Origin of the sequence: Spirosoma sp. 48-14, assembly GCF_001898575.1 — a bacterium.
Lineage (GTDB): Bacteria > Bacteroidota > Bacteroidia > Cytophagales > Spirosomataceae > Spirosoma.
In genome coordinates, this window is sequence record NZ_MKUD01000002.1 from 200,047 (window position 1) to 225,179 (window position 25,133).

The 25,133-nt window shown below is 47.0% G+C and carries 24 protein-coding genes and 1 tRNA gene; 13 read left to right on the forward strand and 12 right to left on the reverse strand.

Annotation, left to right across the window (positions count from 1 at the left end; translation table 11 throughout):
* Window positions 1–10 precede the first annotated feature (10 nt).
* The 8 genes from BGO59_RS04030 to BGO59_RS04065 all read right to left on the reverse strand — a co-directional run bounded on the left by BGO59_RS04030 (window position 11) and on the right by BGO59_RS04065 (window position 8,667).
* Window positions 11–1,288: a c-type cytochrome gene (locus BGO59_RS04030; protein ID WP_293680902.1), complete on the reverse strand. Its 1,278-nt coding sequence runs from the start codon at window positions 1,286–1,288 to the stop codon at window positions 11–13.
* Window positions 1,289–1,537: 249 nt separating this feature from the next.
* Window positions 1,538–1,608: transfer RNA gene (locus BGO59_RS04035), tRNA-Cys, on the reverse strand.
* 139 nt (window positions 1,609–1,747) lie between these two features.
* Entirely contained in the window at window positions 1,748–3,532 is a 1,785-nt protein-coding gene (gene rpsA / locus BGO59_RS04040) for a 30S ribosomal protein S1 (RefSeq protein WP_293680905.1), read from the reverse strand.
* A 246-nt stretch (window positions 3,533–3,778) separates the two neighbouring features.
* On the reverse strand, window positions 3,779–4,294 hold the full coding sequence (locus BGO59_RS04045) for an HNH endonuclease (protein WP_293680908.1): 516 nt from the start codon (window positions 4,292–4,294) through the stop codon (window positions 3,779–3,781).
* A gap of 164 nt (window positions 4,295–4,458) precedes the next feature.
* Complete coding sequence (gene smpB, locus BGO59_RS04050; RefSeq protein WP_293680911.1) at window positions 4,459–4,920, reverse strand: SsrA-binding protein SmpB; 462 nt, start codon at window positions 4,918–4,920, stop codon at window positions 4,459–4,461.
* 230 nt (window positions 4,921–5,150) lie between these two features.
* Entirely contained in the window at window positions 5,151–5,747 is a 597-nt protein-coding gene (locus BGO59_RS04055; protein WP_080053924.1) for an OmpH family outer membrane protein, read from the reverse strand.
* A 60-nt stretch (window positions 5,748–5,807) separates the two neighbouring features.
* Window positions 5,808–6,167 (reverse strand): hypothetical protein, encoded by a 360-nt coding sequence (locus BGO59_RS04060; protein WP_293680916.1) that lies wholly within the window; start codon window positions 6,165–6,167, stop codon window positions 5,808–5,810.
* Window positions 6,168–6,228: 61 nt separating this feature from the next.
* Window positions 6,229–8,667 (reverse strand): penicillin acylase family protein, encoded by a 2,439-nt coding sequence (locus BGO59_RS04065; protein ID WP_293680919.1) that lies wholly within the window; start codon window positions 8,665–8,667, stop codon window positions 6,229–6,231.
* Window positions 8,668–9,064: 397 nt separating this feature from the next.
* On the opposite strand from BGO59_RS04065, the gene BGO59_RS04070 reads away from it, so the two are divergent.
* From BGO59_RS04070 to BGO59_RS04080, 3 genes are all read left to right on the forward strand, one after another.
* Window positions 9,065–9,376, forward strand: a complete 312-nt coding sequence (locus tag BGO59_RS04070; RefSeq protein ID WP_293680922.1) for a sigma factor-like helix-turn-helix DNA-binding protein — start codon at window positions 9,065–9,067, stop codon at window positions 9,374–9,376.
* 226 nt (window positions 9,377–9,602) lie between these two features.
* Window positions 9,603–10,451 (forward strand): glycerophosphodiester phosphodiesterase family protein, encoded by an 849-nt coding sequence (locus BGO59_RS04075; RefSeq protein WP_293681167.1) that lies wholly within the window; start codon window positions 9,603–9,605, stop codon window positions 10,449–10,451.
* Between the two features lie 70 nt (window positions 10,452–10,521).
* On the forward strand, window positions 10,522–12,045 hold the full coding sequence (locus BGO59_RS04080; RefSeq protein ID WP_293680925.1) for a GH3 auxin-responsive promoter family protein: 1,524 nt from the start codon (window positions 10,522–10,524) through the stop codon (window positions 12,043–12,045).
* Window positions 12,046–12,056: 11 nt separating this feature from the next.
* On the opposite strand, the gene BGO59_RS04085 is transcribed toward BGO59_RS04080, so the two are convergent.
* Window positions 12,057–13,328: a hypothetical protein gene (locus BGO59_RS04085; protein WP_293680928.1), complete on the reverse strand. Its 1,272-nt coding sequence runs from the start codon at window positions 13,326–13,328 to the stop codon at window positions 12,057–12,059.
* A 205-nt stretch (window positions 13,329–13,533) separates the two neighbouring features.
* On the opposite strand from BGO59_RS04085, the gene BGO59_RS04090 reads away from it, so the two are divergent.
* Window positions 13,534–14,763: a 4-hydroxy-3-methylbut-2-enyl diphosphate reductase gene (locus tag BGO59_RS04090; RefSeq protein ID WP_293680931.1), complete on the forward strand. Its 1,230-nt coding sequence runs from the start codon at window positions 13,534–13,536 to the stop codon at window positions 14,761–14,763.
* A 22-nt stretch (window positions 14,764–14,785) separates the two neighbouring features.
* On the opposite strand, the gene BGO59_RS04095 is transcribed toward BGO59_RS04090, so the two are convergent.
* A complete protein-coding gene (locus tag BGO59_RS04095) occupies window positions 14,786–16,480 on the reverse strand; it encodes a family 10 glycosylhydrolase (RefSeq protein ID WP_293680934.1) in 1,695 nt (564 codons plus the stop codon).
* Between the two features lie 346 nt (window positions 16,481–16,826).
* On the opposite strand from BGO59_RS04095, the gene BGO59_RS04100 reads away from it, so the two are divergent.
* Window positions 16,827–17,297: an Lrp/AsnC family transcriptional regulator gene (locus BGO59_RS04100; protein ID WP_020598533.1), complete on the forward strand. Its 471-nt coding sequence runs from the start codon at window positions 16,827–16,829 to the stop codon at window positions 17,295–17,297.
* Window positions 17,298–17,375: 78 nt separating this feature from the next.
* On the opposite strand, the gene BGO59_RS04105 is transcribed toward BGO59_RS04100, so the two are convergent.
* Window positions 17,376–18,590 (reverse strand): tetratricopeptide repeat protein, encoded by a 1,215-nt coding sequence (locus BGO59_RS04105; protein WP_293680937.1) that lies wholly within the window; start codon window positions 18,588–18,590, stop codon window positions 17,376–17,378.
* 232 nt (window positions 18,591–18,822) lie between these two features.
* Between BGO59_RS04105 and hpt the strand changes: the two genes are divergently transcribed.
* The gene (gene hpt / locus BGO59_RS04110) at window positions 18,823–19,350 is read left to right on the forward strand and encodes a hypoxanthine phosphoribosyltransferase (RefSeq protein WP_293681172.1); all 528 of its coding nucleotides are present in this window, start codon (window positions 18,823–18,825) and stop codon (window positions 19,348–19,350) included.
* A gap of 97 nt (window positions 19,351–19,447) precedes the next feature.
* Here the strand turns inward: hpt and BGO59_RS04115 are convergent, their stop codons facing one another.
* On the reverse strand, window positions 19,448–20,671 hold the full coding sequence (locus BGO59_RS04115) for an NADH-quinone oxidoreductase subunit D (protein ID WP_293680940.1): 1,224 nt from the start codon (window positions 20,669–20,671) through the stop codon (window positions 19,448–19,450).
* Window positions 20,672–20,918: 247 nt separating this feature from the next.
* Here BGO59_RS04115 and rpmG point away from each other — a divergent pair, with 247 nt between their 5' ends.
* From rpmG to rimO, 7 genes are all read left to right on the forward strand, one after another.
* Window positions 20,919–21,104, forward strand: coding sequence for a 50S ribosomal protein L33 (rpmG, locus tag BGO59_RS04120; protein WP_012929817.1), 186 nt, complete (start codon window positions 20,919–20,921; stop codon window positions 21,102–21,104).
* Window positions 21,105–21,206: 102 nt separating this feature from the next.
* On the forward strand, window positions 21,207–21,362 hold the full coding sequence (locus BGO59_RS04125) for a DUF4295 domain-containing protein (RefSeq protein ID WP_080053913.1): 156 nt from the start codon (window positions 21,207–21,209) through the stop codon (window positions 21,360–21,362).
* Between the two features lie 215 nt (window positions 21,363–21,577).
* On the forward strand, window positions 21,578–22,546 hold the full coding sequence (ftsY, locus tag BGO59_RS04130; RefSeq protein WP_293680972.1) for a signal recognition particle-docking protein FtsY: 969 nt from the start codon (window positions 21,578–21,580) through the stop codon (window positions 22,544–22,546).
* A 62-nt stretch (window positions 22,547–22,608) separates the two neighbouring features.
* Window positions 22,609–22,938 carry a nucleotidyltransferase domain-containing protein gene (locus BGO59_RS36430; RefSeq protein ID WP_365981596.1) on the forward strand — a complete coding sequence of 110 codons (330 nt, stop codon included), beginning with the start codon at window positions 22,609–22,611 and terminating at the stop codon, window positions 22,936–22,938.
* Window positions 22,886–23,260 (forward strand): HEPN domain-containing protein, encoded by a 375-nt coding sequence (locus tag BGO59_RS04135; RefSeq protein ID WP_365981595.1) that lies wholly within the window; start codon window positions 22,886–22,888, stop codon window positions 23,258–23,260. The genes BGO59_RS36430 and BGO59_RS04135 overlap by 53 nt, the downstream gene beginning before the upstream one ends.
* Window positions 23,253–23,726, forward strand: a complete 474-nt coding sequence (locus BGO59_RS04140; protein ID WP_293680978.1) for a hypothetical protein — start codon at window positions 23,253–23,255, stop codon at window positions 23,724–23,726. Before BGO59_RS04135 ends, BGO59_RS04140 begins: the two co-directional genes overlap by 8 nt.
* Before the next feature lie 94 nt (window positions 23,727–23,820).
* The gene (gene rimO / locus BGO59_RS04145) at window positions 23,821–25,128 is read left to right on the forward strand and encodes a 30S ribosomal protein S12 methylthiotransferase RimO (RefSeq protein ID WP_293680981.1); all 1,308 of its coding nucleotides are present in this window, start codon (window positions 23,821–23,823) and stop codon (window positions 25,126–25,128) included.
* Window positions 25,129–25,133 lie beyond the last annotated feature (5 nt).

The following is a 25,133-nucleotide window of genomic DNA, read 5'->3' on the forward strand; positions in this document are numbered from 1 at the left end:
GCCCGGTGGATTAATAGTGACATTTTGAACATTCAAGGCCGCCAATGTTAGCTACTTTGAGCGGCTCTTTGCTTTCTTTCCGGTGCAACGCCACCAGCTTGTCGTAGTAAGCGTTGTCTTTCGTGTTCACATCCGTCCGGCGGTGGCAATCAATACACCAGCCCATAGTTAATGATGAACGGGCTTCAACCACTTCCATTTTTTCAATTTCACCGTGGCAGGTCTGACAAGCTACATTCCCAACGTTTACGTGCTGTGCGTGGTTGAAATAAGCCAGATCAGGCAGGTTGTGAACTCGAACCCATTCGATAGGCCGATTCTCTTCAATAGCCGTATAAATCTTCTGAATTTCAGGCGACTCTTTTTTGATAACGCCATGGCAGTTCATACAGATGTTGGCGGCAGGAATAGTAGCATTCTTCCCTTTTTGTGCGCCCGTGTGGCAGTAGTTACAATCAATTTTGTACTGACCAGCATGCAATTTGTGCGAATACGCAATAGGCTGCTTAGGCGCATAACCTTGCTGAATACCTATGCTATAAGCACCATCGATGGTTTCTTTAGCAACCACTAACAGAAACAACCAGATGACAATTGAGCGAAGTGTAGGATTATTGAATGCATTCGAGAGACCTGTCTTTAACCGTTGGCCAAAGTTCGACGACTCCTCAACCCCGCCAGCTGTGGCAGGTGCTACTGCTTTCGACAGTATCGTTACGATAGCCAATAGAACCCCGAGCACAAGGAGCATAACAATCAGCAACGCAACCAGTACAAACGTGAACAGTTCCGAAGGGCCAGAAGCAGATGCAGCAGGAGCAGGATCGGTAGTACCACCGCCACCGCCACCATTCGTCACTGCAGGTTTGTTGGCTTGATCGATGTACGCCAGGATACCGTCGATGTCGGCGTCTGTTAAGCTTGGGAAGCTCGACATCTGCACTTTACCATTGGCATTGAATACCTGGTTCGCATACTGATCACCCGAAGCAATCAGAGCCGATGAATTCCGAATCCACTTGTGTAACCAGTCTTTGCCAGGTGTGCGAGACTCTACGCCTTTCAGGCCAGGCCCTACAACCTTCTCGTCTGTAACCGCGTGACACTGAGCACAGTTGTTTGTGAATAAGGTTTTCCCTTTTTCAGCATCGGCACCACCAGCAGGTGCAGCGTCCTGTGCTCTCAACTGACTATTGGAAACCAATAGCATGAGCGATAGGATCAGGGCCCCGCCAAGCTTGTATAAACGACTCATTTTATGAACTATATTAATTGAGTGAATCAACATAATCACTACCGCTTTTTATTTAGCGCCCAAAAGTACGACACGATTGCTGTATAGGCAAAAGTTGGTGTTTAGTTATTTGAGCACTCTTTTTTATTTATATTCTTTCTAATTAAGAACCTTTTATCAACTCCTACGCCCGTTTAACAAATTCTTACTTGGTTGGGAGAAAATAAAAAATACCATCCCGTGCGAGTTCAATTGAAGTCGGACAAGATGGTAAAGTTGACAATGTACTTATTGATTATGAAGAGGTTCCGAGCGGATTCGAACCGCTGTACGAGGTTTTGCAGACCACTGCCTAGCCACTCGGCCACGGAACCTTATTTCCCTTTACATGAAGAGTCATGCTTTCGGGACTGCAAACATACGATTTTATCTCGTTTTGTGAAAATTGACCCTAAAAAAAATACTCCTGCCCATGACAGGCAGGAGTATTTTTTAAACCAAAATTAATCCGTATTAGTTACGGCCTTCCATTTGTTCTTTCAGCGCAGCCAGTGCATCAAGGTCGCCCAGGGTAGCACCACGCTCAGGAGCTGATGTTGAACCGGTTTTCGAAGCAGAAGCTTTTGGTGCTTTTGGCTCTTTCACAGGCTCGTTCTTCTCCTGCCATGCTTTCGTGTGCGACAGCATGATACGCTTCTCTTCTTTCGAGAATTCGGTTACTTTGAAATCGAGCGTTTCGCCTACTTCGGCAAACGTTCCATCTTCTTTCGCCAGATTTTTCAGCGACGAGAACCCTTCGATACCGTATGGCAGCTCAAGAGTGGCCATCTTATCGTTTTTGCTCAGGATGGTACAACGGTGAATCGTACCTACTGCAAATACGGTTTCGAACGTATCCCATGGGTTCTCTTCAAGTTGCTTGTGACCCAGGGCCAGACGACGATTGTCGACGTCCAGTTCCAGAACCACTACTTCGAGTTCGTCACCAACCTTGATGAAGTCCGAAGGATGCTTGATCTTCTTCGTCCACGACAGGTCGGATACGTGTACCAGACCATCGATGCCTTCTTCCAGTTCAAGGAACAAACCGAAATTAGTTAGGTTACGGACCACGCCTTTGTGCTTTGTACCAACCGCGTATTTCGTACGCAGTTCAGGGCGAGTCCATGGATCTTCGGTCAGTTGCTTAATGCCTAACGACATTTTCCGATCGGCACGGTCGAGCGTCAGCACAACAGCCTCTACTTCGTCACCCACTTTCAGGAACTCCTGTGGGTTACGCAGGTGCTGCGACCATGACATTTCCGAAACGTGGATCAGACCTTCTACACCTGGCATGATTTCGAGGAATGCACCGTAATCGGCTACATTCACGATTTTGCCTTTCACTTTCGAGCCAACCTGAATATCTTCGGCCAGAGCATCCCATGGATGAGCCTGAAGCTGCTTCATGCCCAACGAGATACGCTTTTTGTCTTCGTCGAAGTCCAGAACCACCACGTTGACTTTCTGGTCGAGGTGCAGTACTTCTGATGGGTGGCTGATGCGGCCCCACGAAATATCCGTGATGTGCAGCAGACCATCGACGCCACCAAGATCGATGAACACACCGAAGTTGGTCATGTTCTTGATAACGCCTTCGAGTACCTGACCTTTTTCGAGGTTGTTCAGGATTTGAGCACGTTGTGCTTCGAGGTCTTTCTCGATCAGGACTTTGTGCGAAACGACTACGTTATCGTTTGCATAGTTGATCTTGACGACTTTAACCTCCATTTTCTTGCCAACGAAGATGTCGAAGTCACGAATCGGCTTCACGTCGATTTGCGAACCTGGCAAGAACGCTTCTACACTATAAATATCGACAATCAGACCACCTTTGGTCCGGCGTTTTACGAAACCATCGATTACGAGGTCTTCGTCGAGCGCACGCTGAATTTTCTGCCATGCGGTAATCACTTTCGCTTTCTTGCGCGAGAGTACCAGCTGGCCATTCGGGTCTTCCTGATTTTCTACGTAAACTTCAATTTCATCACCCATCTTCAGGTCGGGCATATCCCGGAATTCTGAAGCAGGCACCAAGCCATCCGACTTAAATCCAATGTTGAGTAATACTTCCCGGTCCGTTATCCCAACGACGGTTCCCATTACTACTTCTTTTTCTTTAACTTCCGACAGGGTATTGTCGTACAGTTCCATCATCCGGTTGCGCTCGGCATCCGAATAGCCACTCCCAAACCCTTTGTTGTCTGCGCGGTCCCAATCAAATGCCGGCAGTTCGCGTTGCTGCGTTTTGCTCATAAAAAATGTTTTCCTGACCCACTCAGTACATCAGCCCGTAGGTCAATGGCGAGCTGACTTTTGGTTATAAGTTGATTACCTGTAAAAAAGGCCTGCAAAGATAGCAATTGCTTTCAGAAAAAAGTTTCGGAAGGCGCAAAACTCTTTGAAAAAGAGGAGAAAAGCAGAACGGGACGAACAGAATGCGGGAAATGCGGTAGGCAAATCCTTTATTCTGTTCGTCCCGTTCTGCTTTTCTCTCCTCGGTTACTGGAATGCCTTCTCTTTTTTCGCCAGGAAAGGCATCCAACTTTGTTCGATAGAGCCAGAAAATTCGCGTAAAAAAACCAGAAACGTAGGTTTGAACGGTTTCTGGCGCAGTTTCATGTTAGCTTCATCAGGCGTGTAGTCACCTTTCCTCGAGTTACAGCGTTTACAAGCGGTAGCGAGGTTGTCCCAACTCGTTTTTCCTCCCCTCGACTTAGGCATTACATGATCCAGCGTCAGATCTTCAGTGGTACCGCAATACTGACAATGATTGCCATCTCGCTTGAAGATATTTTGCCGGGTGAGCATGACGCCTTTGTAAGGCAGATTGACGTATCGGTGAAGCCGGATAACGGACGGCATTGGGAACTCAGCGGAGACAGTTCGCAGGGTGAACTGCTCAGATTCGGCAACGAGTTCAGCTTTGTCTAAATAAACCAGCAAAAATGCCTTGGGAACGGAGCAAATGCTGAGAGCACTGTAATCTTGATTTAAGACTAATACTTTCCTACCCATATCGCGTTTAGATGCCTCTGTACGGTAGCAAGTTACAGAGTTATCTACATAACGACAAGAGTTTAGAAAAATTTAGTTAACAATAGGTTATCATCAGTCACCAGCCCAAAACGATGGATAGAAAGGTCACAATTGCCTGACGGCTGGTGACCATTGACTATTGATTAGTATCGCTCCCGCTGCAAATCCCGTGTTACATCGCGTTCTTTGATACTTTCGCGTTTATCGAAAAGTTTTTTACCCTTCGCTAAAGCTATTTCAATCTTGGCAAACCCTCGTTCGCTAGTAAACAACCGGACCGGAACGATAGTCAGCCCCTGATCTTTCAGTTTTTCGGTAAGCCGTTTTATTTCTCGCTTTGTCAGCAATAGTTTACGGTCACGGAGGGGTTCGTGATTGTAGTGTGTACCTTCTGTGTAGACCGAAATACTCATTTGTCGAATAAACAACTCGTCGTTATGAATCAGGCAGTAGGCGTCCTGCAAATTGACCTTGCCCTGTCGAATGGATTTTATCTCGGTACCTGTCAGGACAATACCCGCTGTATACGTTTCCAGAAACGTATACTCGAACGAAGCCCGACGGTTTCGGATATCAACCTGTTTAACAATTGAAGCAGATGCCATTATTGATATAGGATGTAGGATATATGAAGCATTAGCCTTCTGGTGAGTGAACTGCCTCAAAAATGACTTTAGTTTACCAGATCATTACTTAACCGGGTAAGACCAACAACGTTGAAATTCCTCGAGAGGTTTATACCATACAGAAAATTTCAGACTTATATGCAAAAAAACCCGACTTACTGAGGCACATGTCCAGTAAGCCGGGTTTAAAGGAACAAAAGCGTTACATCTTACTTCTTTGTCTGTCTTGCCTGGTATTCTTTGTTCAGACCATCCAGAATGGCTTTGGTCTGATCAGCCTCAGGATTAGCAAACAGGATACCGCCCCCTTTTGTATAGCCAAGAACAAATTCGTATTTGTTCTGAGCATTTATTTTTTTGAGGTAGTTGTAAATTTCGTCGTAAAGCTCTTTGTTTTTGGTCTGCTCTTCAAGCGCCAGATTTTGCGCAGCGCGATCGCGGTAGGCCAGAATATCCTGCTGTTCTTTCTGCAAAGAGGCTTCTGTTGCCCGGCCTTGCTCCTGCGTCATGGTAGCAGCTCGTTGCTGGAAGAAAGCAACTTTGTTTTGCAGGTTCCGACCCTTAGAGGCTATGTCATTTTCCAATTGAAAGCGCTTACTTTCCAGCACTTTCTGAGTGTCTTTAAAGAAATCGTATTTATTCAATAGTGAATCAACATTGACATATACGATGGCTTTGCCTTTGGCTTCAGCAGGAGTAGAAATAGCCGGGGTGCTTTCGGACTGGGGGCCTTTAAAATGCAGGTAGTACAATACAGCTACGGCAATCGTCAAAACGACGTTTAGAATTAACGAGGCATTCTTCACAGGAAATAATTCAGTTAGTTATCAGTTTATCCTACAAAGGTAGAGGGATTTACGATTTTACTAGCTACGAGCCGTGATTTGATTTTGGGTAACCTGACGAACGAAATAACCTGACAGGCCAGCCAGCCCGCCAACCAATCCACCAACAATAGCCGTTACTAGTCCGGGAAGAATAGGGCTATTTGTTTTGAAGAGTAATTCTCCCATACGCCCGGTAAATATGCCATCGGTACGTAAATGAAGCATAACGGCATACGCCAGCCATACGAATGCTACGCCATAAAACCCTGCAAAAAACGCCTGACCTGCGCTTGGGCTACGCCACAAACAAACCAGAAAGGCAACGACAGCCAAACTCCACCAGGGTAATATAAGCTGAGCCAGCAAACTCAAAATCGCAATAAGAATAATTTGAATCATGGTAGTAAGGCGGCCAGGAAGCCGCTTTTTATGTGCTTAAATCGGCGGCTTTCCAGACGCCTTACTTCAAAACAAGTTTCTGCTTAATCCGAGGTGTTTTATCCTGAGCGGTTTGCAGATAGAGCAGTTCGTTCAGTTGGCCGGTTCGCCAGGTTTCCAGCAGATCCTGATAATGCGGACTACCGGGGTTACCCGACTGCCCACCTGGGAAAACACCATAGGCTTTCGGCTGGGCGCCAAGCGCAACAACCATTCGCCAGGAAGGTCCTGCTCGCTCGCTGGTTGCATTGACAATACCACTACCACCGCCAATCTGTACATTCAGCGCACTGAACGCATCGACACCGGGTAACAAATGTCGAATTGATGTGCTTTTATGCGGCCCCCAAGCCCAAGAAGATCCGAAGACTCCATGCTTTTTAGCCAGTGTATCACAGGCCGCCTGAAAACTTTGCGTCAACACATCGGTCATGCGTTCGTGAGCGGGTGTTTTTACATTGTCGAACCAGCGCGCTTCGGGGTCGCGCTGCATCATGGTCAATGTACGATCAAAAGTAGGGTTACGCATAGGCAACGAATCGCCCATGTCGAATTCATCAGCCCAGATCGCTTCCAGTAATCGCTGGGTCCATTCCGAAAAGACTGTTGCTCCCGTTTCAGACACATCGTTATTCATTTTCCAGGCTTTCAACGAAACCAACGCTTTTTTCTGATCGGCATTTAATCGGCTGACATCAATGTTCGGTAGCATGACCGGCAAAGCGTCGGCGGCTCGCAGATTAAAATTGTCGTTTTGCAGCATCCGAAGGCTATCAACTGTAGCATGCTGCATAGCCGTCAGCCGTTGGTTGATGCGCCTTCCACGTTCAGCAGGAGCGAATTGCCAGTTGAGGTAATAGGGATACGTCCGGTCGGTAGAAAATTGGTTAGCCGAACTCACAAACCCTCTGGGCGGATTCTTCACCAATGGGTTCTGATCGGCTGGAATAAAACCTTGCCAGTCATCAGCCGGGTCGGTGCCATCCAGCAGAAACTTACCCTGGTCCATCCATTTCATCGGAAAACGCCCATTAGGGGATATGGCAATGTCGTTTTGATTACTGGCAAAGATAAAGTTCTGGGCTGGTGCAACATAAAGAGCGAGTGCCTTACGATAATCATCAAAATTTTTAGCCCGATTCAATCCATAAAAGCAGGCAAGGTCATTCGATGATTCATGCGCGATCCAGCGAGCAGCGTAACCAATTGGAATATTTTTTCGAAATGCCTTCGCACCGGGCAGATAAACAACCGGCCCATGATGGGTGTAGAATACCGTATCGACCACATCAGGCTTTCCTTTTACTTTAATGACTTCGATACGGGCGCGGGTAGGCTTCCATTTGTTATCATGCCAATATTCCCGGTGGGTAGCGTCCTTAAATTTTACCGTATAAAAATCCAGAACGTCAGCCCCTACATTTGTTACGCCCCAGGCCACATCCTTATTGAAGCCAATAATTACATTGGGAGCGCCCGGCAGAGTAGCTCCATATACATTAACTGTCGGTGAAACCAACTGCATCTGATACCAGATTGATGGCAAGCTCAGGGTAAGGTGTGGGTCATTAGCAAGGATAGGATGACCAGTAGCCGATTTTGACGAACCCACTGCCCAGTTATTCGACCCGATTTCAGGGTTAGGCCGTCGGAAACCAGCAGTAAACCAGGTAATCATGTCGTTAACAGTGGTATCATTCGGAGGAGACGGGCGGGATGATACCGGTTTGAAATTCCAGGGAGTACCGGCAGGGATGATAGGGTCTTCAAGGGTTGGATAATCCGGGAACAGATCAGCGGTAATAACGGAGCCATATTTCCGTAATATATTGGTCATCAGCAAATCATCGGCTCCACTAGCGAGGGTGCTAGTCATCTGCTTCAAAAGCAGCGCACATTTGAGCGGTGTCCAGGATTCGGGAGCGTACCCGAGAAGCTTATACTCAATAGGGTATTTCGCAGGCGACAACTGATCGATCCAGGCATTAACGCCAGCCGTGTAGGCATCGAGAGCAACCTTCGAAGCCGGGTCGGCCTGCATCCCTTTCAGCGTCTGCTCGGCTCCATAGCCCATGCCCATATGCCGGTTGTAGCGATCCAGTTCAAGCGCCCGATCGCCAACTAATTCGGATACCCGTCCAGCGGCTGCATGCGTCTGAAACTCCATTTGCCAAAGGCGATCCCGGGCGGTTAAATAGCCCTGAGCGAAAAATAAGTCATGATCATTTTGGGCAAACACGTGTGGAACCCCTTTATCATCGATCAGAACGGTTACGGGAGCTTGGGTTCCCTGTATGGCTATCTCTTCATCGGAAACGCTTGTGGATTCTGCATTTTGCCAAAACCCTACAAATGGGCTCAATAGTGGGCCAAAAGCCGGAATACCTCCCCAGGGTCTGTTTAACCCCCAGATCAGTAGCACAGTCAATAGAGAAATAACAATAGCTTTTGTATAGCGCATAGGTAAGTTAAGGAGCGTGGGCTTGTTTTTCTGCAAGTTTACTATTGCACTCAACAAATAAAAAGTATTCTTTTCTTTACCAGATTAAAAGGTTTATATTTGTACACTACAAGGCCTCGAACACCCATTTTAACGACCATTGTTTCCACTCATCTGGTGACAAAACGTATGGATCAGACCGATACAGCAGTAAGGCACCGTTTACAGAAAGAAGGCAAAACGGCGTTCGAAACTCTGTTTCGGAGTTATCATCACCATACAAATAGTGTTGCACGAGCGTATGAAAAAGACCGCTCCCAGGCCAACTACACACGTCCGCAAATTTGTTTACACGTAATGGGCACTCATGTCCATAACAGGTTTTATATAATCCGTTAACAACTATTTAGCAACAGCCATGTACCAGGTAGCAGACACCATCAGCAACGACAACCGGGAGCTTTTAGCCACCGAAGAACCGCTTGCCCTGAGTGAGTATAGCTCAGTAGTTCGTGACGGATTACGCCAACTTTCCGTTCAACGTCGATTAGTATTTACCTTACGTTCAGAACAAGGCCTTTCCAATGAGGAGGTGGCCGAGAAGCTACAGATTCCGGTTAGTTTGGTAAAGACGCAATATTATAATGCCTGCCGGTTTCTGCGCGACTACCTGCGCCAGCACGCGGGTGTAAAAGCCATGCTGGTCGTTATGACTACCTTCTGTAACTAATTTGCGGTTCTGCCTTGGTGACCAACCGATACGTCAATCGTTGGTCACCAAGGCTATACTGTCTTACTACCTTTTTTTCCTTGTTGCTTTACTACTGAGCGCCTGCTGATTGTGGGCGCTTTACTTATTTGACCACTGGTTAACTGAACAAACCGGTTTTATAGAGGTTCTAAAAGCGATTATGAATACACCCGCCAGTTTGCTATTCGTCACTCTATTGATTGCTATGGTGTTCCCTCCTCCGTCCAATTTCGATGTGCAGGGGCACCGGGGATGTCGGGGACTGATGCCCGAAAACACGGTACCCGCTTTTCTGAAAGCGTTGGATCTGGGCGTTACGACGTTGGAAATGGATGTGGTCATTAGCAAAGATAAGCAGGTAGTGGTTTCGCATGATCCGTATTTCAACGCCGATTTTAGCATCACACCCGATGGCAAACCCGTTAATAAGCGAAATCAGAAAAGTATCCTGCTGTATCAGCTCAATTATGCCGACATCCAGCAATACGACGTTGGCTCCAACGGGAATCCGGCCTTTCCCGAACAACAAAAGCTGAAAGTATACAAACCGCTTTTAAGCGAAGTTATTGATGAAGCGGAAGCGCATCGAAAAGCGAAAAATCTAGCTCCATTCGCCTATAACATCGAACTCAAAAGTGAACCGTCGGAATATAACCTAAGTCAGCCCGAACCAGCCGCCTTCTGCGAACTTGTTCAGGCCGTTCTCAAGCAGAGCCTTACCCCCGATCGAGTAACTATTCAAAGTTTTGACTTTGCCATATTACGGCAGTGGAAACGAGGAGCTGATGCTGGCAAATATCCCAAGGTGAAGTTGTCGGCGCTGGTTGAGAACCTACGAAGCCCGGAAAAAAACATTGAGGAACTGGACTTTAAACCAGACATTTACAGCCCATATTTCCGGCTCATTAATCAGGATAAAATTGCCCGACTGCATGATCAGGGTATTCAGGTCATTCCCTGGACGGTCAATCAACGTGCCGATATGATTCGGTTGAAAGAATGGGGGGTTGATGGTCTTATTACAGACTATCCCGATCGGGCCAAAGGATTATAAATCAAGCAGAATAGTTATATATTTGAAACCCCAGCCCATTCACTAAAGTTGTATTGCTTATTTTAGCCCCATGACTTTACTCAATACCACGCTTAAATGGCTTCTTCAACGGCGCATTCCGCGTATTGAAGCAATGATGCAACAGCCCGGCGTGGTGCAGCAGCAGGTATTTCGGCAACTCATCCGAGCGGGCCGTCGGACCGAATGGGGGAAAAAGCACCACTACAAGTCCATCCAAACCATACAGGACTTTCAGCGGCAGGTTCCGGTTTCCAGCTACGAAGATCTGTTCCCCTACATCGAACGGGTACTGAAAGGCGAAAATAAGGTGCTCTGGCCTTCGCCGGTTCGCTGGTTTTCTAAATCCTCTGGTACGACCAATGCTCGTAGTAAATTCATTCCCGTTACAATGGAATCGCTGGACGAAAGCCACTTTAAAGGAGGTAAGGATATGATGGCCATGTACATCGCCAACAATCCAGGCAGCCGGGCTTTTGAGGGCAAAGGGTTATCCATTGGCGGCAGTCTTCACCCAAATCCATACAGTTCTAACAGCGCGGTTGGCGACGTATCGGCTGTTGTGATGAAGAATCTTCCGAGTTGGGCACAGTACATTCGTACACCATCCCTCTCCGTTGCGCTAATGGATGAGTGGGAATCCAAGCTGGAACGGATGGCCGAAGTCACAGCTACCGAAAACGTAACCAGTATGCTGGGCGTACCTACCTGGGGGATGGTGCTGATTGATAAAGTGCTGGCCCGAACGGGCAAATCGAATATTCTGGAAGTATGGCCCAACTTTGAAGTGATGATGCACGGGGCTGTTAATTTTCAGCCTTATCGGGAATTGTTCCAACAGCAGGTTTTTCCTTCAAATCAGATTCGGTATCAGGAAATTTACAACGCTTCCGAAGGTTTTTTTGCCATTCAGGACGACTTGAGCCGTGTGGGTGAAATGCTTCTGATGCTGGATTACGGCATTTTTTACGAATTCGTCCCAATTCACGAAGCCGACCAGCCTTTCCCAAAAGCGTTGACCATTGAGCAAGTAGAGCTGGATAAAAATTACGCGCTGATCGTATCGACCAATGGGGGTCTGTGGCGCTATAAGGTTGGCGATACGGTTCGGTTTACCTCACTTTACCCCCATCGACTGAAAGTAAGTGGCCGGACAAAGCATTTTATCAATGCCTTTGGTGAGGAAGTAATTGTCGAAAATGCCGAAACAGCCATTACCAAAGCTTGTGAAGCGACGGGGGCCGTCATATCCGATTACACGGCTGGTCCGGTTTACATGGGTAACGGCAGCAATGGTTGCCATGAGTGGGTCATTGAGTTCACGCATGAGCCTACTAATCAGCAAACGTTTGAACAAATCCTCGACGAAACGCTGCGGCAAATCAATTCAGACTACGATGCCAAGCGCTACAACGATATGGTGCTCAAACGCCCGCGTATCCACGTTGTTCCACCAGGCACATTTTACGCCTGGATGAAACAACGCGGCAAATTAGGCGGTCAGCATAAAGTACCCCGGCTAGCCAATTCCCGCGAGTACCTGGACGATATTCTGGGCCAGGTACTTGAATTATAGCTCTGCCCACATCAGCGATTGGCTTCTGAAAGCCAGTGAAATTGGCGCTCTGCCAACTGAAAATGACGGTTCTGGCGTTTGAGGTCAACAATCACTGAATCAGTCCGGATTTTCCCACGAAGCAGAATGTGATTCGTATCCGGCATTGTATAGTGCATCGTAAATAGTGCTGTGGTATCAAACGAATTTTTCCTGAAGGTGATGGTATTTGTCAGCGAGTCAAGCTTGTAGTTGAAATACCCCCGTCGATAACGCTGTCGAAACAACGTATCCGCTGTTAGAATACTTCCTGATGTATTCGACTCAAACACGACATCCTGCCAGCGTAAGCTGTCGACTGGGCTTCCCTGAAACTGCTCAACGGAAAAGAATCCCGTGGCCAGTTTTTTGGCTATCGGTCCCTGAGTTGCCTCTGCACTGAATTTATAAATCGGCATGATCAGAAAGAGCAACACAAAAGTGGCTTTTAAAGCAAGCCGTGGCCGTTTCGACCATTCGCCAGGGAGACTATATTGAATGGAAGGTTGCGTAGGTCGGTTGAAAACGAAGAAATTCAGCAGTCGGTTAGCATCACCCAGCAATAAAAAATTACTGAACAAAAACAGGTGAATTGAAAACAGCTTGACGGGTATGTCGTAGCATAAGTTCATCATCATCACGTTGAGAAAGACACTGGCGGCTACAAAAGCACCTAATGTGCTGGTACGTCGGAATAAGAGCAGTAAACCCGCGACGACCTCAACGGCACCCGAAAAAAACTGATAGGGCGTAGAGTAGCCGATAAAATACCAGGAAAATCGCATGGGTAAAAAATCGCCCAGGGGAGTTGCCAGTGCACTCAACGGTGGAAAAATCATCTGCTGGCCAAACAATTTGATGATCCCGTATGTGAAGGCTACCATTGCCACATAATAGCGAACAGCTACCAGCAGCCAGTAATAAGCCTTAGTATACTGGGTTCGTTTATCGATAAGCGTCCAGACAACTGTTCCGGACAGGGCAACCAGCAAAAAAAAGCTTAGTTGTGCATATCCATAGGACGTATCGCCACTGCCATTTAAAGGAACCAGTACGTCTTTTATATGAAAGAGTGTCCTATTGGCAAGATTGACCAGCCAGCTTTCTACTTCGCCGTAGTACTTACCAAACCAACCTATACCCGCAACGACTCCCAGCCAGCTTAGGGGCGACATGTATAACAGCAGATAAATACAGCTAAATCGGAAGAGTACTTTACGCCACCAAGCCCAGTGGTCGGTAGCTTGCAAAGTCATTGATGTCATAACTGATTACGTTTATAAACGAGGTTGAACTGTAATCAAATATAACAAAAGCTCCTGACCGTAAGCGGCTAAGTCTATCATTCCTGGTTACCTTTGCACTGAACGAAGCTTCGGGCTCCACTGTTTTACATTAAACAATGCTTAAGGACAAGCGACGAGTTTTTGGATGCCTTCGCATCGCCGTTGCTTAGCTATTTTTCGCTCCATGAAATCTTTCGACATCCCTGAATATTACCGCAGCCGAATCATTACTCCTCTCAAAGAATTTCGTCGGAAGCGAGATAAACTTAAGCGTGACTTTACCCCTACTTTGCTCGATTTTGGCCCCATCCGGGTATTGCTTGCCCGCCATTTCGGCTTTTGCTACGGGGTCGAAAACGCCGTTGAAATCGCGTACAAAGCCATTGCCGAAAATCCGGGTAAACGCATTTTTTTGCTGAGCGAGATGATTCATAATCCCGATGTAAATGGGGATTTACAAAGCCGTGGAGTGCGTTTTCTGATGGATACCAAAGGGCATCAGCTTATTCCTTTCTCGGAATTGCACCCAGAGGATGTGGTTATCATTCCAGCCTTCGGAACTACCCTGGAAACCCAGCAACAGTTGGCCTCATTCGGTCTGGACGTAGTTAAATACGACACCACCTGCCCCTTTGTCGAAAAAGTATGGAACAAAGCCGGACAAATTGGTCAGAAAAATTATTCGGTTATTGTTCATGGAAAACCCAGCCACGAAGAAACACGAGCCACTTTTTCGCACAGTAAAGAAATGGCCCCAACGGTTGTGGTAAAAGACATGGCTCAAACACAGCGTCTGGCCCAATATATAACCGGAGAGCAACCTGCCGAACGCTTTTACAAAGAATTTGCCGGGCAGTATTCGATTGGTTTCGATCCTACCCGCGATCTACAGCGAATTGGTGTAGTCAACCAGACAACCATGCTGGCATCCGATACGCAAAGCATAGCCGATTACCTGAAGCAGGTTATGATTCAGCATTACGGTTTGACGGACGATTCTGTGGACGCGCACTTTGCCAATACCCGCGACACGCTCTGCTACGCCACCAATGATAATCAGGATGCTACGTATGCGTTGCTGACTAATCCAGCCGATTTTGCCGTAGTAGCTGGTGGCTATAATTCGTCCAATACATCTCATATTGTAGAATTGTGCGAAGCCAAACTGCCAACCTATTTTATTGAATCGGAGCAAAAAATCTTATCCGATAAGCTGATTTACCATTTCGATCATCATACAAAGCAGGAGGCAACGACCGAAAATTTTATCCCAGCCCATCGCCCCGTTACCGTTTTGCTGACCTGCGGAGCCTCATGTCCAGACGCTGTTGTCGAAGGTATCTTGCTGAAACTTGCTGGCTTTTTCCCTGACGGTAAATCGATTGACGAGGTACTGGAAACCATCATGCAGTAGTTAGCCATGTATCAATGGTAGGCTAATGTACTTTTATGACCATTTCCCGGCTTTCATTCCGTAGTCGATCCAGCGCCGTAATCGCATACAGATATTTCTTCTTCGGATCGGCGGTTTTATCGACAAACCGGGTCGTGCCTTCGCCAATACAGTGAGCGACAATATATCGTGGATCATCCAGTCGCAAGCGGGGGCGTCGGCCTTCAAATCGGTACACCAGATAAGCTTCGGCCCCATCGCCATCACTGGCTTCGGGCGATTGATCCCAAAATAGTTCGACACCCTCCGGCGTAATGGCTGCTTTCAGATCGCGGGGAGGCAATGGCGGAATGCTATCCAGCCAGGGCATGGGCGGTACTAGAGCTAAATGCCGATAAAAGTTGGTCTGTAATGAATCGCGAATAGCCAGCGGATTCAGTTTCAGATTCTTGGCACTAAACATAACACTGCCTTGTACAGCTTTCTGTTGCCGATTGTAGCGAAACTGATTCGGGAATTCGGTAGCCCGCCACCAGCCTGGATCCCGTTCTGAACCGCGCCCAACCCGATAGGCTCCGTGTCCTATATAGAGATGAACTTTGCCTGTATTTCGGCACCACCAGTCTACTAGTGTTTTATAAGGAACCCGCCCAAATTCTGAACTGAAATACACTTGTGGCACGATGTAATCAATTAGCCCTTCGCGTACCCACTTACGCGTGTCGGCATACTGATCATAATAGGCCTGCCCTCCGTTGGTAGCTGACCCTTCAGGATCACTAGCCTGATTCTTCCAGATACCGAATGGGCTTACACCAAATTTTATCCAGGGCTTATTCTCCCGAATTGAATCCCGCAGCTCAACAATCAGTTTATTGACATTATCTCGTCGCCAATCCGCTTTTGTCTGGCCATTGTTGTAGGCTTGATAGGTAGCATCATCACGAATCACCTGTCCAGGTTCGGCATAGGGATAAAAGTAATCGTCGAAATGAATACCATCAACATCGTACTCACGCACCACATTAGCCACAATGCCAGCAATGTAGGTTCGAACGGCCGGTATGCCCAGATTGAATAGCTTCTTGCCGCCGTAGCTCAACAGCCATTCGGGTTTCCGATGCATAATATTCGACGGCGCAATACTGGAATATTTGCTGAATGCTGCCCGATCAAGATTAAACCAGGCATGAAATTCAAGCCCACGCTGATGTGCCTGCTCGATCATGAATTCCATAGGGTCATAAAACGGGGTAGGTGCCAGGCCCTGCTGCCCCGTTAACCACTCCGACCATGGCTCCGAACTTTTAGCATAGAAAGCATCAGCCGCCGACCGCACCTGAACAATTACGGCATTTAGTCCCAGTTGCTGATACATGTCGAACATTTCCACAAGCTCACGTTGCTGGTCAGCTACAGGCAGTCCCTTTTTACTAGGCCAGTCAATATTGTCGACCGTTGCAATCCAGACAGCTCGAAATTCCCGTTTAGGCGGAGCAGGCGTTGGGAATGTTACTTCATCGTATCCCAAGGTATCGACTGGGTTCGTAATAACGGCCGTAGCTGGTTTGGGCGTCGTAGTTTTGGCAGGAACCGGTTGCTGAGCAGGTGGACGTGACGTTGGTTGGGGCACCCGAACAGATGGTCTTCTGGTCGCCACCGGAACAGGTTTTGCCTGACGGCAACTTATCCAGACAAGAATCCCAAGGAGTAGGGTCAATAAAGCAAGCGAACGCATTCGGAACAGTGGATTAACAAGCAAAAATAGCCATAGTCAACTATACTCAGCCTTATAAAACAGCCTTTTTGATATACATCTGACCTGTCATTACTACTAACGGTAAACGTTGCTGAAGTCTATACACAAAAGCGTTCTTTTTTATGTACTTACCAGAAAATCACCATATAATAAAAAGGGCATTTGGCAACCAGGCCAATTCACTAAATTTTGTGCCGCGTATCAAGTCAATACACTATATTTGTTTCGCTTTTTGGAAAAATTCAGTATGTTTTAAGAATTTTCTATTGCAAAAGCGGTAGCTTTGCACCGTCTTGTCAACAAGTTTCAACAGACTACACTATTTATGTCGGCACAGAAATTAGATCAGATAGATCGTCACGTACTAGAAATACTTCAAGCAAACGCTAAAATTACAAACGCACAACTCTCCAAGGAAATTGGTCTTTCGCCTGCTCCTACCCTTGAGCGCGTTAAAAAACTGGAAACCTCAGGGATCATTCAGAGCTACCATGCCCAGTTGAATCGGGATAAGATCGGTCTTGGCGTTACCACATTCGTTATGGTTACGCTGGTTGGTCATAAAAAAGATACTACCATGTCGTTCGTTGATCGGGTCAATCAGATCCCCGAAATCATTGAATGCCACCACATTACCGGCTCGGGCGACTTCCTGCTGAAAGTAATCGCCAAAGACATTTCGTCGTATCAGGCTCTGATGCTCGATGTAATCAATGAAATTGACGAGGTAGCCAGCACCCAAACAATGGTTATCATGTCGACCTTCAAAGAAAGCAAGGTGCTCCCAATTCCATAAGAAATGAATAATGGAAAATGTACAATGAATAATGATTGCGTTCCCTGTCATTATTCATTGTACATTTTCCATTATTCATTAACCGCGTTTTCTCCGCTCTTCCCGTCTAGCCTTTTTGGCGTCGTCCAGCGCTTTTTTCGCTTCTTTGTGTTGACTCGATTTTCGGTCGGCCTTGTCTAATACTTCTTTAAAGTAGGTCTGGGCCAGGTCGTAATCTTTCTCGTCCGTAGCAATTTTGGCCAGCCCCAGTACCGACGACCAATAATACCCTGCATTGGTTGCGTTTGTCTGCTTGGCGAAATCAATAGCCTGCTGGTAATACTTCTTAGCCTCCGACGTATTTTTATAAAATAGGTGGTTGATATAGGCTAAAATATAGGCCGCCGTTCGGCCACCCACCGCTTCATAGCCCGACTGCGATCGGCTGATTTTCTCCAGCATGTCTTTCGAGATACGTTCTGCTTCATTCAACCGGCCCGTCACAAAAGCCGATCGCGCGTAGTAACGTTCAAAAAACGGATTGTCAGGATATTGTTCTTTCATGTACTTCGACAACTCATATGCCTTATCGTACTGATTCTCCATGCTGTAGATCTGAACCAGAAAATAGCGGGCCTCAACACGCGTATAAAAAGCCGTATTGGCCGTTTTCTCCAACTCTTTAATCCCACTGGCCTTATTACCCTTCGGGAAGAAGATCAGAATCGGTTTTAGTAGCGGATAGTTTTCAGGAATCCACTGGGCATAATAATTATACATCCCATCGCCAAACAGCAGCTCAGGACTGAAATCGGCATTCCCTTTACATTTTTCGAAGTATTTCAGCGCGTTTTTGCCAGCAAAAGTCGCCTTTGCCCATTTCTTCCGCTCAGAATAAAGTCTGCTTTTAAAGGCATAAGATGCAGCCAGAAAGAATGCGGGTTCGAGCTTATTGTCGCTCTCATCGTACAACTTCTCTGCGAGCGTAATGGTCGAATCCATATACATCAGGCAGCGATCATCGTAATCCGTTACATCTGTATTCGGAACAATTTTCCACCATTCGGCCAGCCCCATCAGGAAAGTAGGCATGGGATGGTTCGGGTAGCGGATACGCAACCACTTAAATTCTTTATCAGCCTCGTAGAACTTGTAGTTGTACATCTGATTGATAGCCTCCGCCGACTCAATCTGCACACCAGGGTGCTTCAGCAAGCCATCATATTTCTTATCAAAAGCCGACGGGTCGTAGAGCTGAGCCTGAACCAGAAGCGCCACGCTCGTCAGCCATACCGTCAACAGGAGTTTTTTCATTAGCCTTCTTTATTGTTTGGTATTGATTACCAGTCATTAACGATTCTACCGGCTTATTCTGTTGTAAGGAATACTAAAAACCTGTACACCATCGCTAAATCCGATGAATTTGCTTTACTTACATGAACGCAATCTGACAGCAGTCCGTTTACAAACGGTTATTTTTACCTGCATTTTTTGTCTGCTACCCGCGTATGACCGTATCTTTGCGGCCCTCACAGACGCCAATGCAATGACCGTTAACGATAAAACGTTTGTCCCGTTTATCCCCGCCGAATCGATTCAAAGCCGGATTCAGGAATTAGCCAGCCAGATCAATCAGGATTATGCCGACAAAAAGCCGCTTCTGGTGGTCATTCTGAACGGTGCCTTTCTGTTTGCTGCCGACTTGATGAAAAATCTGACAATACCCTGCGAAATAACGTTTCTGCGAGTATCGTCTTACAAAGGCACATCATCGACCGGGCAATTGAAAGAAATTCTGGGCCTTACCGAACCCATCGCCAACAGAGACCTTATCGTTATTGAAGATATTGTCGATACCGGCCGGACCCTCAACGACATTTGCGAGCAACTCCGCGCTTTCCAACCTTCGTCACTCACCATTGCTACGCTCCTCTTCAAGCCAGAAGCTTTGCTAAAGCCAATGAAGCTGGACTATGTAGGTTTCGAGATCGAGAATCGCTTTGTACTGGGCTACGGCCTCGATTACGACGGCCTGGGTCGCAATAGCGCTGATATTCTGGTACTTGAGCAATAAAGTATTAGGAGCGAGGAGTTAGGAGTGAGAATACTGGCGCAAGCCAAAGAGAGTATGCGTCCGCCATTCTCACTCCTAACTCCTCGCTCCTAATACTTCATCGATCCACTTCCCCCATCACCACATCAATTGACCCAATGATGGCTACTAAATCGGCCAGCATGGCTCCCCGGCTGATTTCGCTGATAACCGAGAGGTTGTGGTAACAACACGAGCGGGCTTTGCAGCGGACAGGTATGTCTGATTTACCATCTGTTCGGAAGAAAAATCCGAGTTCCCCTTTGGCACTCTCACCCCGCACATAAAAGTCCATCGCCTTTGGACGTATTTTCTTCGGGACAACTGCCTGTGGATCATAATCACGGGTACGCCGATGATCGGAAGTTAGTTTATCAAGGCATTGCTCGATGATTCGAATAGACTCATAACATTCCAGCACCCGAACATAGTTGCGGTCCCAGCAGTCGCCTACCGTTCCCATTTTGCCTTCTCCAATTGGAATAGCAAAGTCCAGTTCGGGGTAGACCGAATAACCATCGACCCGACGTAGGTCGTAGCGAAGACCTGAGCCACGTAGCATAGGCCCTGTACAGCCGTAGTTAATCGCGACTGGCAAGGGCAAAACGCCCACGTTGGCCGTCCGCTTTATAAAAATTTCATTTTCGATAACCAACTGTTGCAGTTCCTGCAGTTTCGGTTTCAGGTAGGTCACAAACTCCCGGCAACGCTCCTCAAATCCGACGGGCAAGTCGTAAAATAAACCACCAACCCAAATGTAATTGTAGAGCATACGCGCCCCGCTCACCCACTCCAGCATCCGCAGAATATGCTCCCGGTCGCGCATGAGCCAGAGAAAAGGCGTGTAAGCCCCAATATCCAACGCATAGGTACCAATACCAACCATATGAGCGGCAATCCGATTCAGTTCCGCCACCAGCACCCGTATATATTCTGTACGCTTCGGAATGTCGTTCTGAATCCCCAGCATCCGCTCGACGCCCATCACAAAGGCATGTTCGCAGTTCATAGCGGCCAAATAATCGAGACGGTCAACGAACGGAATAGCCTGATTAAAAGGCAACGATTGAGCATGTTTCTCGAAGCAACGATGCAGATAACCCAGATGTGGCACAACATCCCTAATGATTTCGCCGTCGGTTACCACCTCGAGTCGTAGAACGCCATGCGTCGATGGGTGCTGAGGTCCCATATTAAGCACCATTTCACCTTCGCCGAGCATATCTGGCCGATATACATTCGGTTCGGAAGCCCGAAAATGGCCCGGCGCATACTCGTATTCTATTGTTGTTGTTGTTGTCATGTTTGGTTTAACCCACCCAAGGCGAAGCACGTACGAACAGCTTCCTAACTAAATAGGCTATTGCCTGATCCTAAATTTAGGAGGCCCGTATTTCCTCAAAGGTCGCCAGCTAACGACCGAAAGTCAAACCGGAACAAAAATTCCGACTTAATTCATTACAAATCATCTGTTTTTCTAAAAAACCTATTGGCAAAATAAAAGTAATTCCGTACCTTTGCGCTCCTTATCGAGAAAACGAACGTTAGCAATGGCAAAGAAAGGCGCCAATAGAATCCAGGTTATTCTGGAATGCACCGAGCAGAAAGATAGCGGTGTACCCGGCATGTCCCGGTACATCACCACGAAAAACCGGAAAAATACGCCGGCTCGTATCGAGCGGAAGAAATACAATCCGTTCCTGAAAAAAGTAACGTTGCATAAAGAAATTAAATAAGTTTGACGTTTACAATTTCAGTTTTCGGAGGCTAACGTATGGTTTTTAATCTTGCTTTAGCCTCCAAAAACTGAAACCGTAAACCGTAAACCATAAAAAGACATGGCAAAAAAGGTAGTTGCAACCCTGAAAACGAAGGATAACGGTAAGGCATTTGCCAAAATCATCAAAGCCGTTAAATCGCCAAAAACCGGCGCTTATACCTTCAAAGAAGAAATGGTCCCTATTGATGACGTACAAGCTGCGCTGAAAAGCTAGTTTGATACCTTCAACCGATACGGCGGAACATTTCCAGAAAAGATGCTCGTCCCACAGCCTCTACCAGGCTCTGTGGGACTTTTTTTGTTAGAGTTTTGTTGAAAAGAGTCGTCAGTCAGTAGTCGCTAACCTTTACGTTACTTTTGTAGCTATTATTACCGACTAACCAGTGACGACCGTACCGGCGACCCGGCATCGACTAACGATTATTTTTTATGGCTCTATTCGGTTTATTCTCGAAAGAAAAGAAAGAAACCCTCGACAAAGGCTTAGAGAAAACGAAAGACAGCTTCTTCTCGAAACTAGGGCGGGCTGTTGTCGGGAAATCGACCGTTGACGAAGAAGTACTGGACGAACTGGAAAGTGTTCTGATCTCATCGGATGTAGGGGTTGAAACCACTGTGAAAATCATCCGCCGGATTGAAGAGCGAGTTGCTCGTGATAAATACATGGGCACCAGTGAGCTTGACCGTATTCTTCGTGAAGAGATTGCCTCTTTACTCTCGGATACGAATTCCAAAACGCCAGAACGCAATGTTTTGGACGATTTTGAGTTGCCGACTACTACAAAACCGTATGTAATTATGGTGGTGGGCGTCAATGGAGTTGGCAAAACGACGACCATTGGCAAACTGGCCGCCCAATTTCATAAACGAGGCAAACAGGTTGTACTAGGCGCTGGCGACACATTCCGGGCAGCGGCTGTCGACCAGCTCAAACTCTGGGGTGACCGGGTCGGCGTACCTGTTATTTCGCACGGTATGAACACCGACCCATCGGCAGTAGCCTACGATGCCGTGAAGAAAGCAACGGATATGAACGCCGATGTCGTCATTATCGACACGGCTGGTCGACTGCATACCAAAGTCAACCTGATGAACGAGTTGACCAAAATTAAACGGGTCATGCAGAAAGTCACACCCGATGCCCCGCATGAGGTGCTGCTGGTTCTCGACGGTTCAACTGGCCAGAATGCGTTTATCCAGGCGACCGAGTTTACAAAAGCCACTGAAGTTACGGCACTCGCTATCACAAAGCTGGATGGAACCGCAAAAGGTGGCGTCGTTATTGGCATTTCCGATCAGTTTAAAATTCCGGTCAAATACATTGGCGTTGGCGAAAAAATCGACGATCTGCAAACATTTAACAAGATGGAGTTTGTCGATTCGTTTTTCAAGAAATAACGAATGCGATTATGGCAGTCATAACAGATTTAGCGAAAGTCAATCGGGACGTTACCGAGATGATGCAGCAAATTTATGGTGAACGACTAACCCAAATTGTACTATTTGGCTCATACGCTCGTGGCGATTACAATGAAGAATCGGACATTGATTATTTAGTGGTCTTAGACGAAGAGAATGTTTCACCATTCAAAGAAGTATCTACTACTATAGCTGCCCGGAATGATTATTACCTTAAAACATTCATTCCAATATCCGCAATTGTTGTATCCAAAAGCCAATTTTCTACATCAAACCGGATTTTCTATCGAGAGGTGCGAAAGGACGGTAAATGCATTTATGAGCGAAGATCTGAGCCATTGTATCAGCAAAGCCGAAGCGTATTTAGCTAATGCTAAACTAATCGTAAATACTGAGTTCCCAAACGGGGCGATTACATCGAGCTACTACTGTTTTTTCTGGCTCGTTCGCGGACTCCTTGCGGAAAAAAACATTGTCACCAAACGTCATTCGTCGGCCCGCGAAATGTTTTCACTGCATTACATAAAGTCTGGCGAAATACCAGAGACCCATAAAGACAGTTTCGCTGTGCTATTTGAGCATAGACAGATAGCTGACTATGATATTGATGGCGATTTCCCTGTAGAAGAAATTAAACGGCTGGTCAAGTTATCAGAGGATTTTCTAAGTTTTGTCAAACGAAATTATGCGTAGTCCTGGTAGCTTATTAATTCTTTTTGGCCTTTTATTCATTTGTTCTACTCAAAAAGCACCCGGCCATAAACTAATCCGACCCGTTTCGTTTCAGGGAATTTGTGGAGTTGTGTTGCAGAAAAAAGGGAATCACATGCCTGGCCCCGGTAAGACTTCTTCGCAGGAAACACCCATTGAACGCGAGGTTCTCATCTTCTCGTTGCTCAATATGAATCAGGTAAAAATGGGCGATAACGGATTTATTGACTCCGTCGGGAATATAAAACCTATAAAAACGGTTAAATCGGATAAGTACGGCAAATTCTGCGTCAGCCTGCCTGTTGGCCACTATTCGGTAGTGGTACGTGAGCCTAAAGGCTTGTATGCCAATCTATCTGATGCTCACAATAATCTTTTTCCGGTCAATGTTCGGAAGAATACCCGCGCTGAGGTAAAAGTAGAGATTACCCATCAGGCGGTGTTTTAGTGTAACGTGGTCAGACTGGCGTTCCAGCAGCCTGTCCACTTGTTGAAAGATTTAGCGGAGAGGCTGCTGGAATGCCAGTCCGACCACATTACGAATGAAAACCAAAGGATCACGTACCAATAAAATCAATATCGTCACGCTGGGTTGCTCGAAGAATCTTGTGGATTCGGAAGTGCTGTTTACGCAACTGAAGGGCAACGGCATGGACGTAACCCATGAATCGAAGAAAGACGACGCCAATATCGTAGTCATCAACACCTGTGGGTTTATCGACAATGCAAAAGAAGAATCGATCAATACCATTCTTCGCTACGTCGATGCGAAAGATGCAGGCATGGTCGATAAAGTGTATGTAACGGGCTGCCTGTCGCATCGGTACAAGGACGAGCTTGAAGTCGAGATTCCCGATGTCGATGCCTGGTTTGGTACCAACGAGATGCCCCGGTTGCTGAAAACCCTCCGCGCCGATTATAAACATGAACTCGTTGGTGAACGACTACTGACCACACCGGCTCATTTTGCCTACCTGAAAATTGCCGAAGGCTGCGACCGCCCCTGCTCGTTCTGCGCCATCCCGCTCATGCGTGGAGGACACGTATCCCGTTCGATAGATGAACTGCTGACCGAAGCCCGTTCACTGGCACGGCGAGGTACAAAAGAACTGATTCTGATTGCTCAGGATTTAACCTATTATGGGCTTGACCTATACAAAAAGCGCAATCTGGCCGACCTGATCAACCGTCTGGCGGATGTAGATGGCATCGACTGGATACGACTGCAATATGCCTATCCATCGGGCTTTCCACTCGAAGTACTCGATGTGATGCGCGACCGGCCAAATGTCTGCAATTACCTCGATATGCCGCTGCAAACCGGCTCGACCGAGTTGCTGAAATTGATGCGTCGGGGTATTACCCGTGACAAAACCGAAGCCCTGATCGAAACCATCCGGGCCAAAGTTCCCGACATTACCCTTCGGACTACGCTGATTGTGGGGCATCCGGGCGAAACGGAGGCCATGTTTGCCGAAACCTATGATTTCGTAGAACGGATGCGCTTCGACCGGATGGGCGTGTTTACCTATTCACACGAAGAAAATACGCATTCCTATTCTATGCCCGACGATGTTCCAGCCGATATAAAGCAGGAGCGTGCCGACGAATTGATGGAGCTTCAGCAGGGTATTTCGCAGGAGCTGAACCAGCAAAAAGTAGGAAAAACATATAAAGTATTATTCGACCGGAAAGAGGGCGGCTATTTCATTGGCCGTACCGAAGCCGATTCCCCTGAGGTTGATAACGAAGTATTAGTTCCGGCGAGCCAATATGTCCGTATCGGCGACTTTGCCAACGTCCGCATCGACCGGGCCGAAGATTTTGATTTATACGGTACAGTTGTGTAAAATAG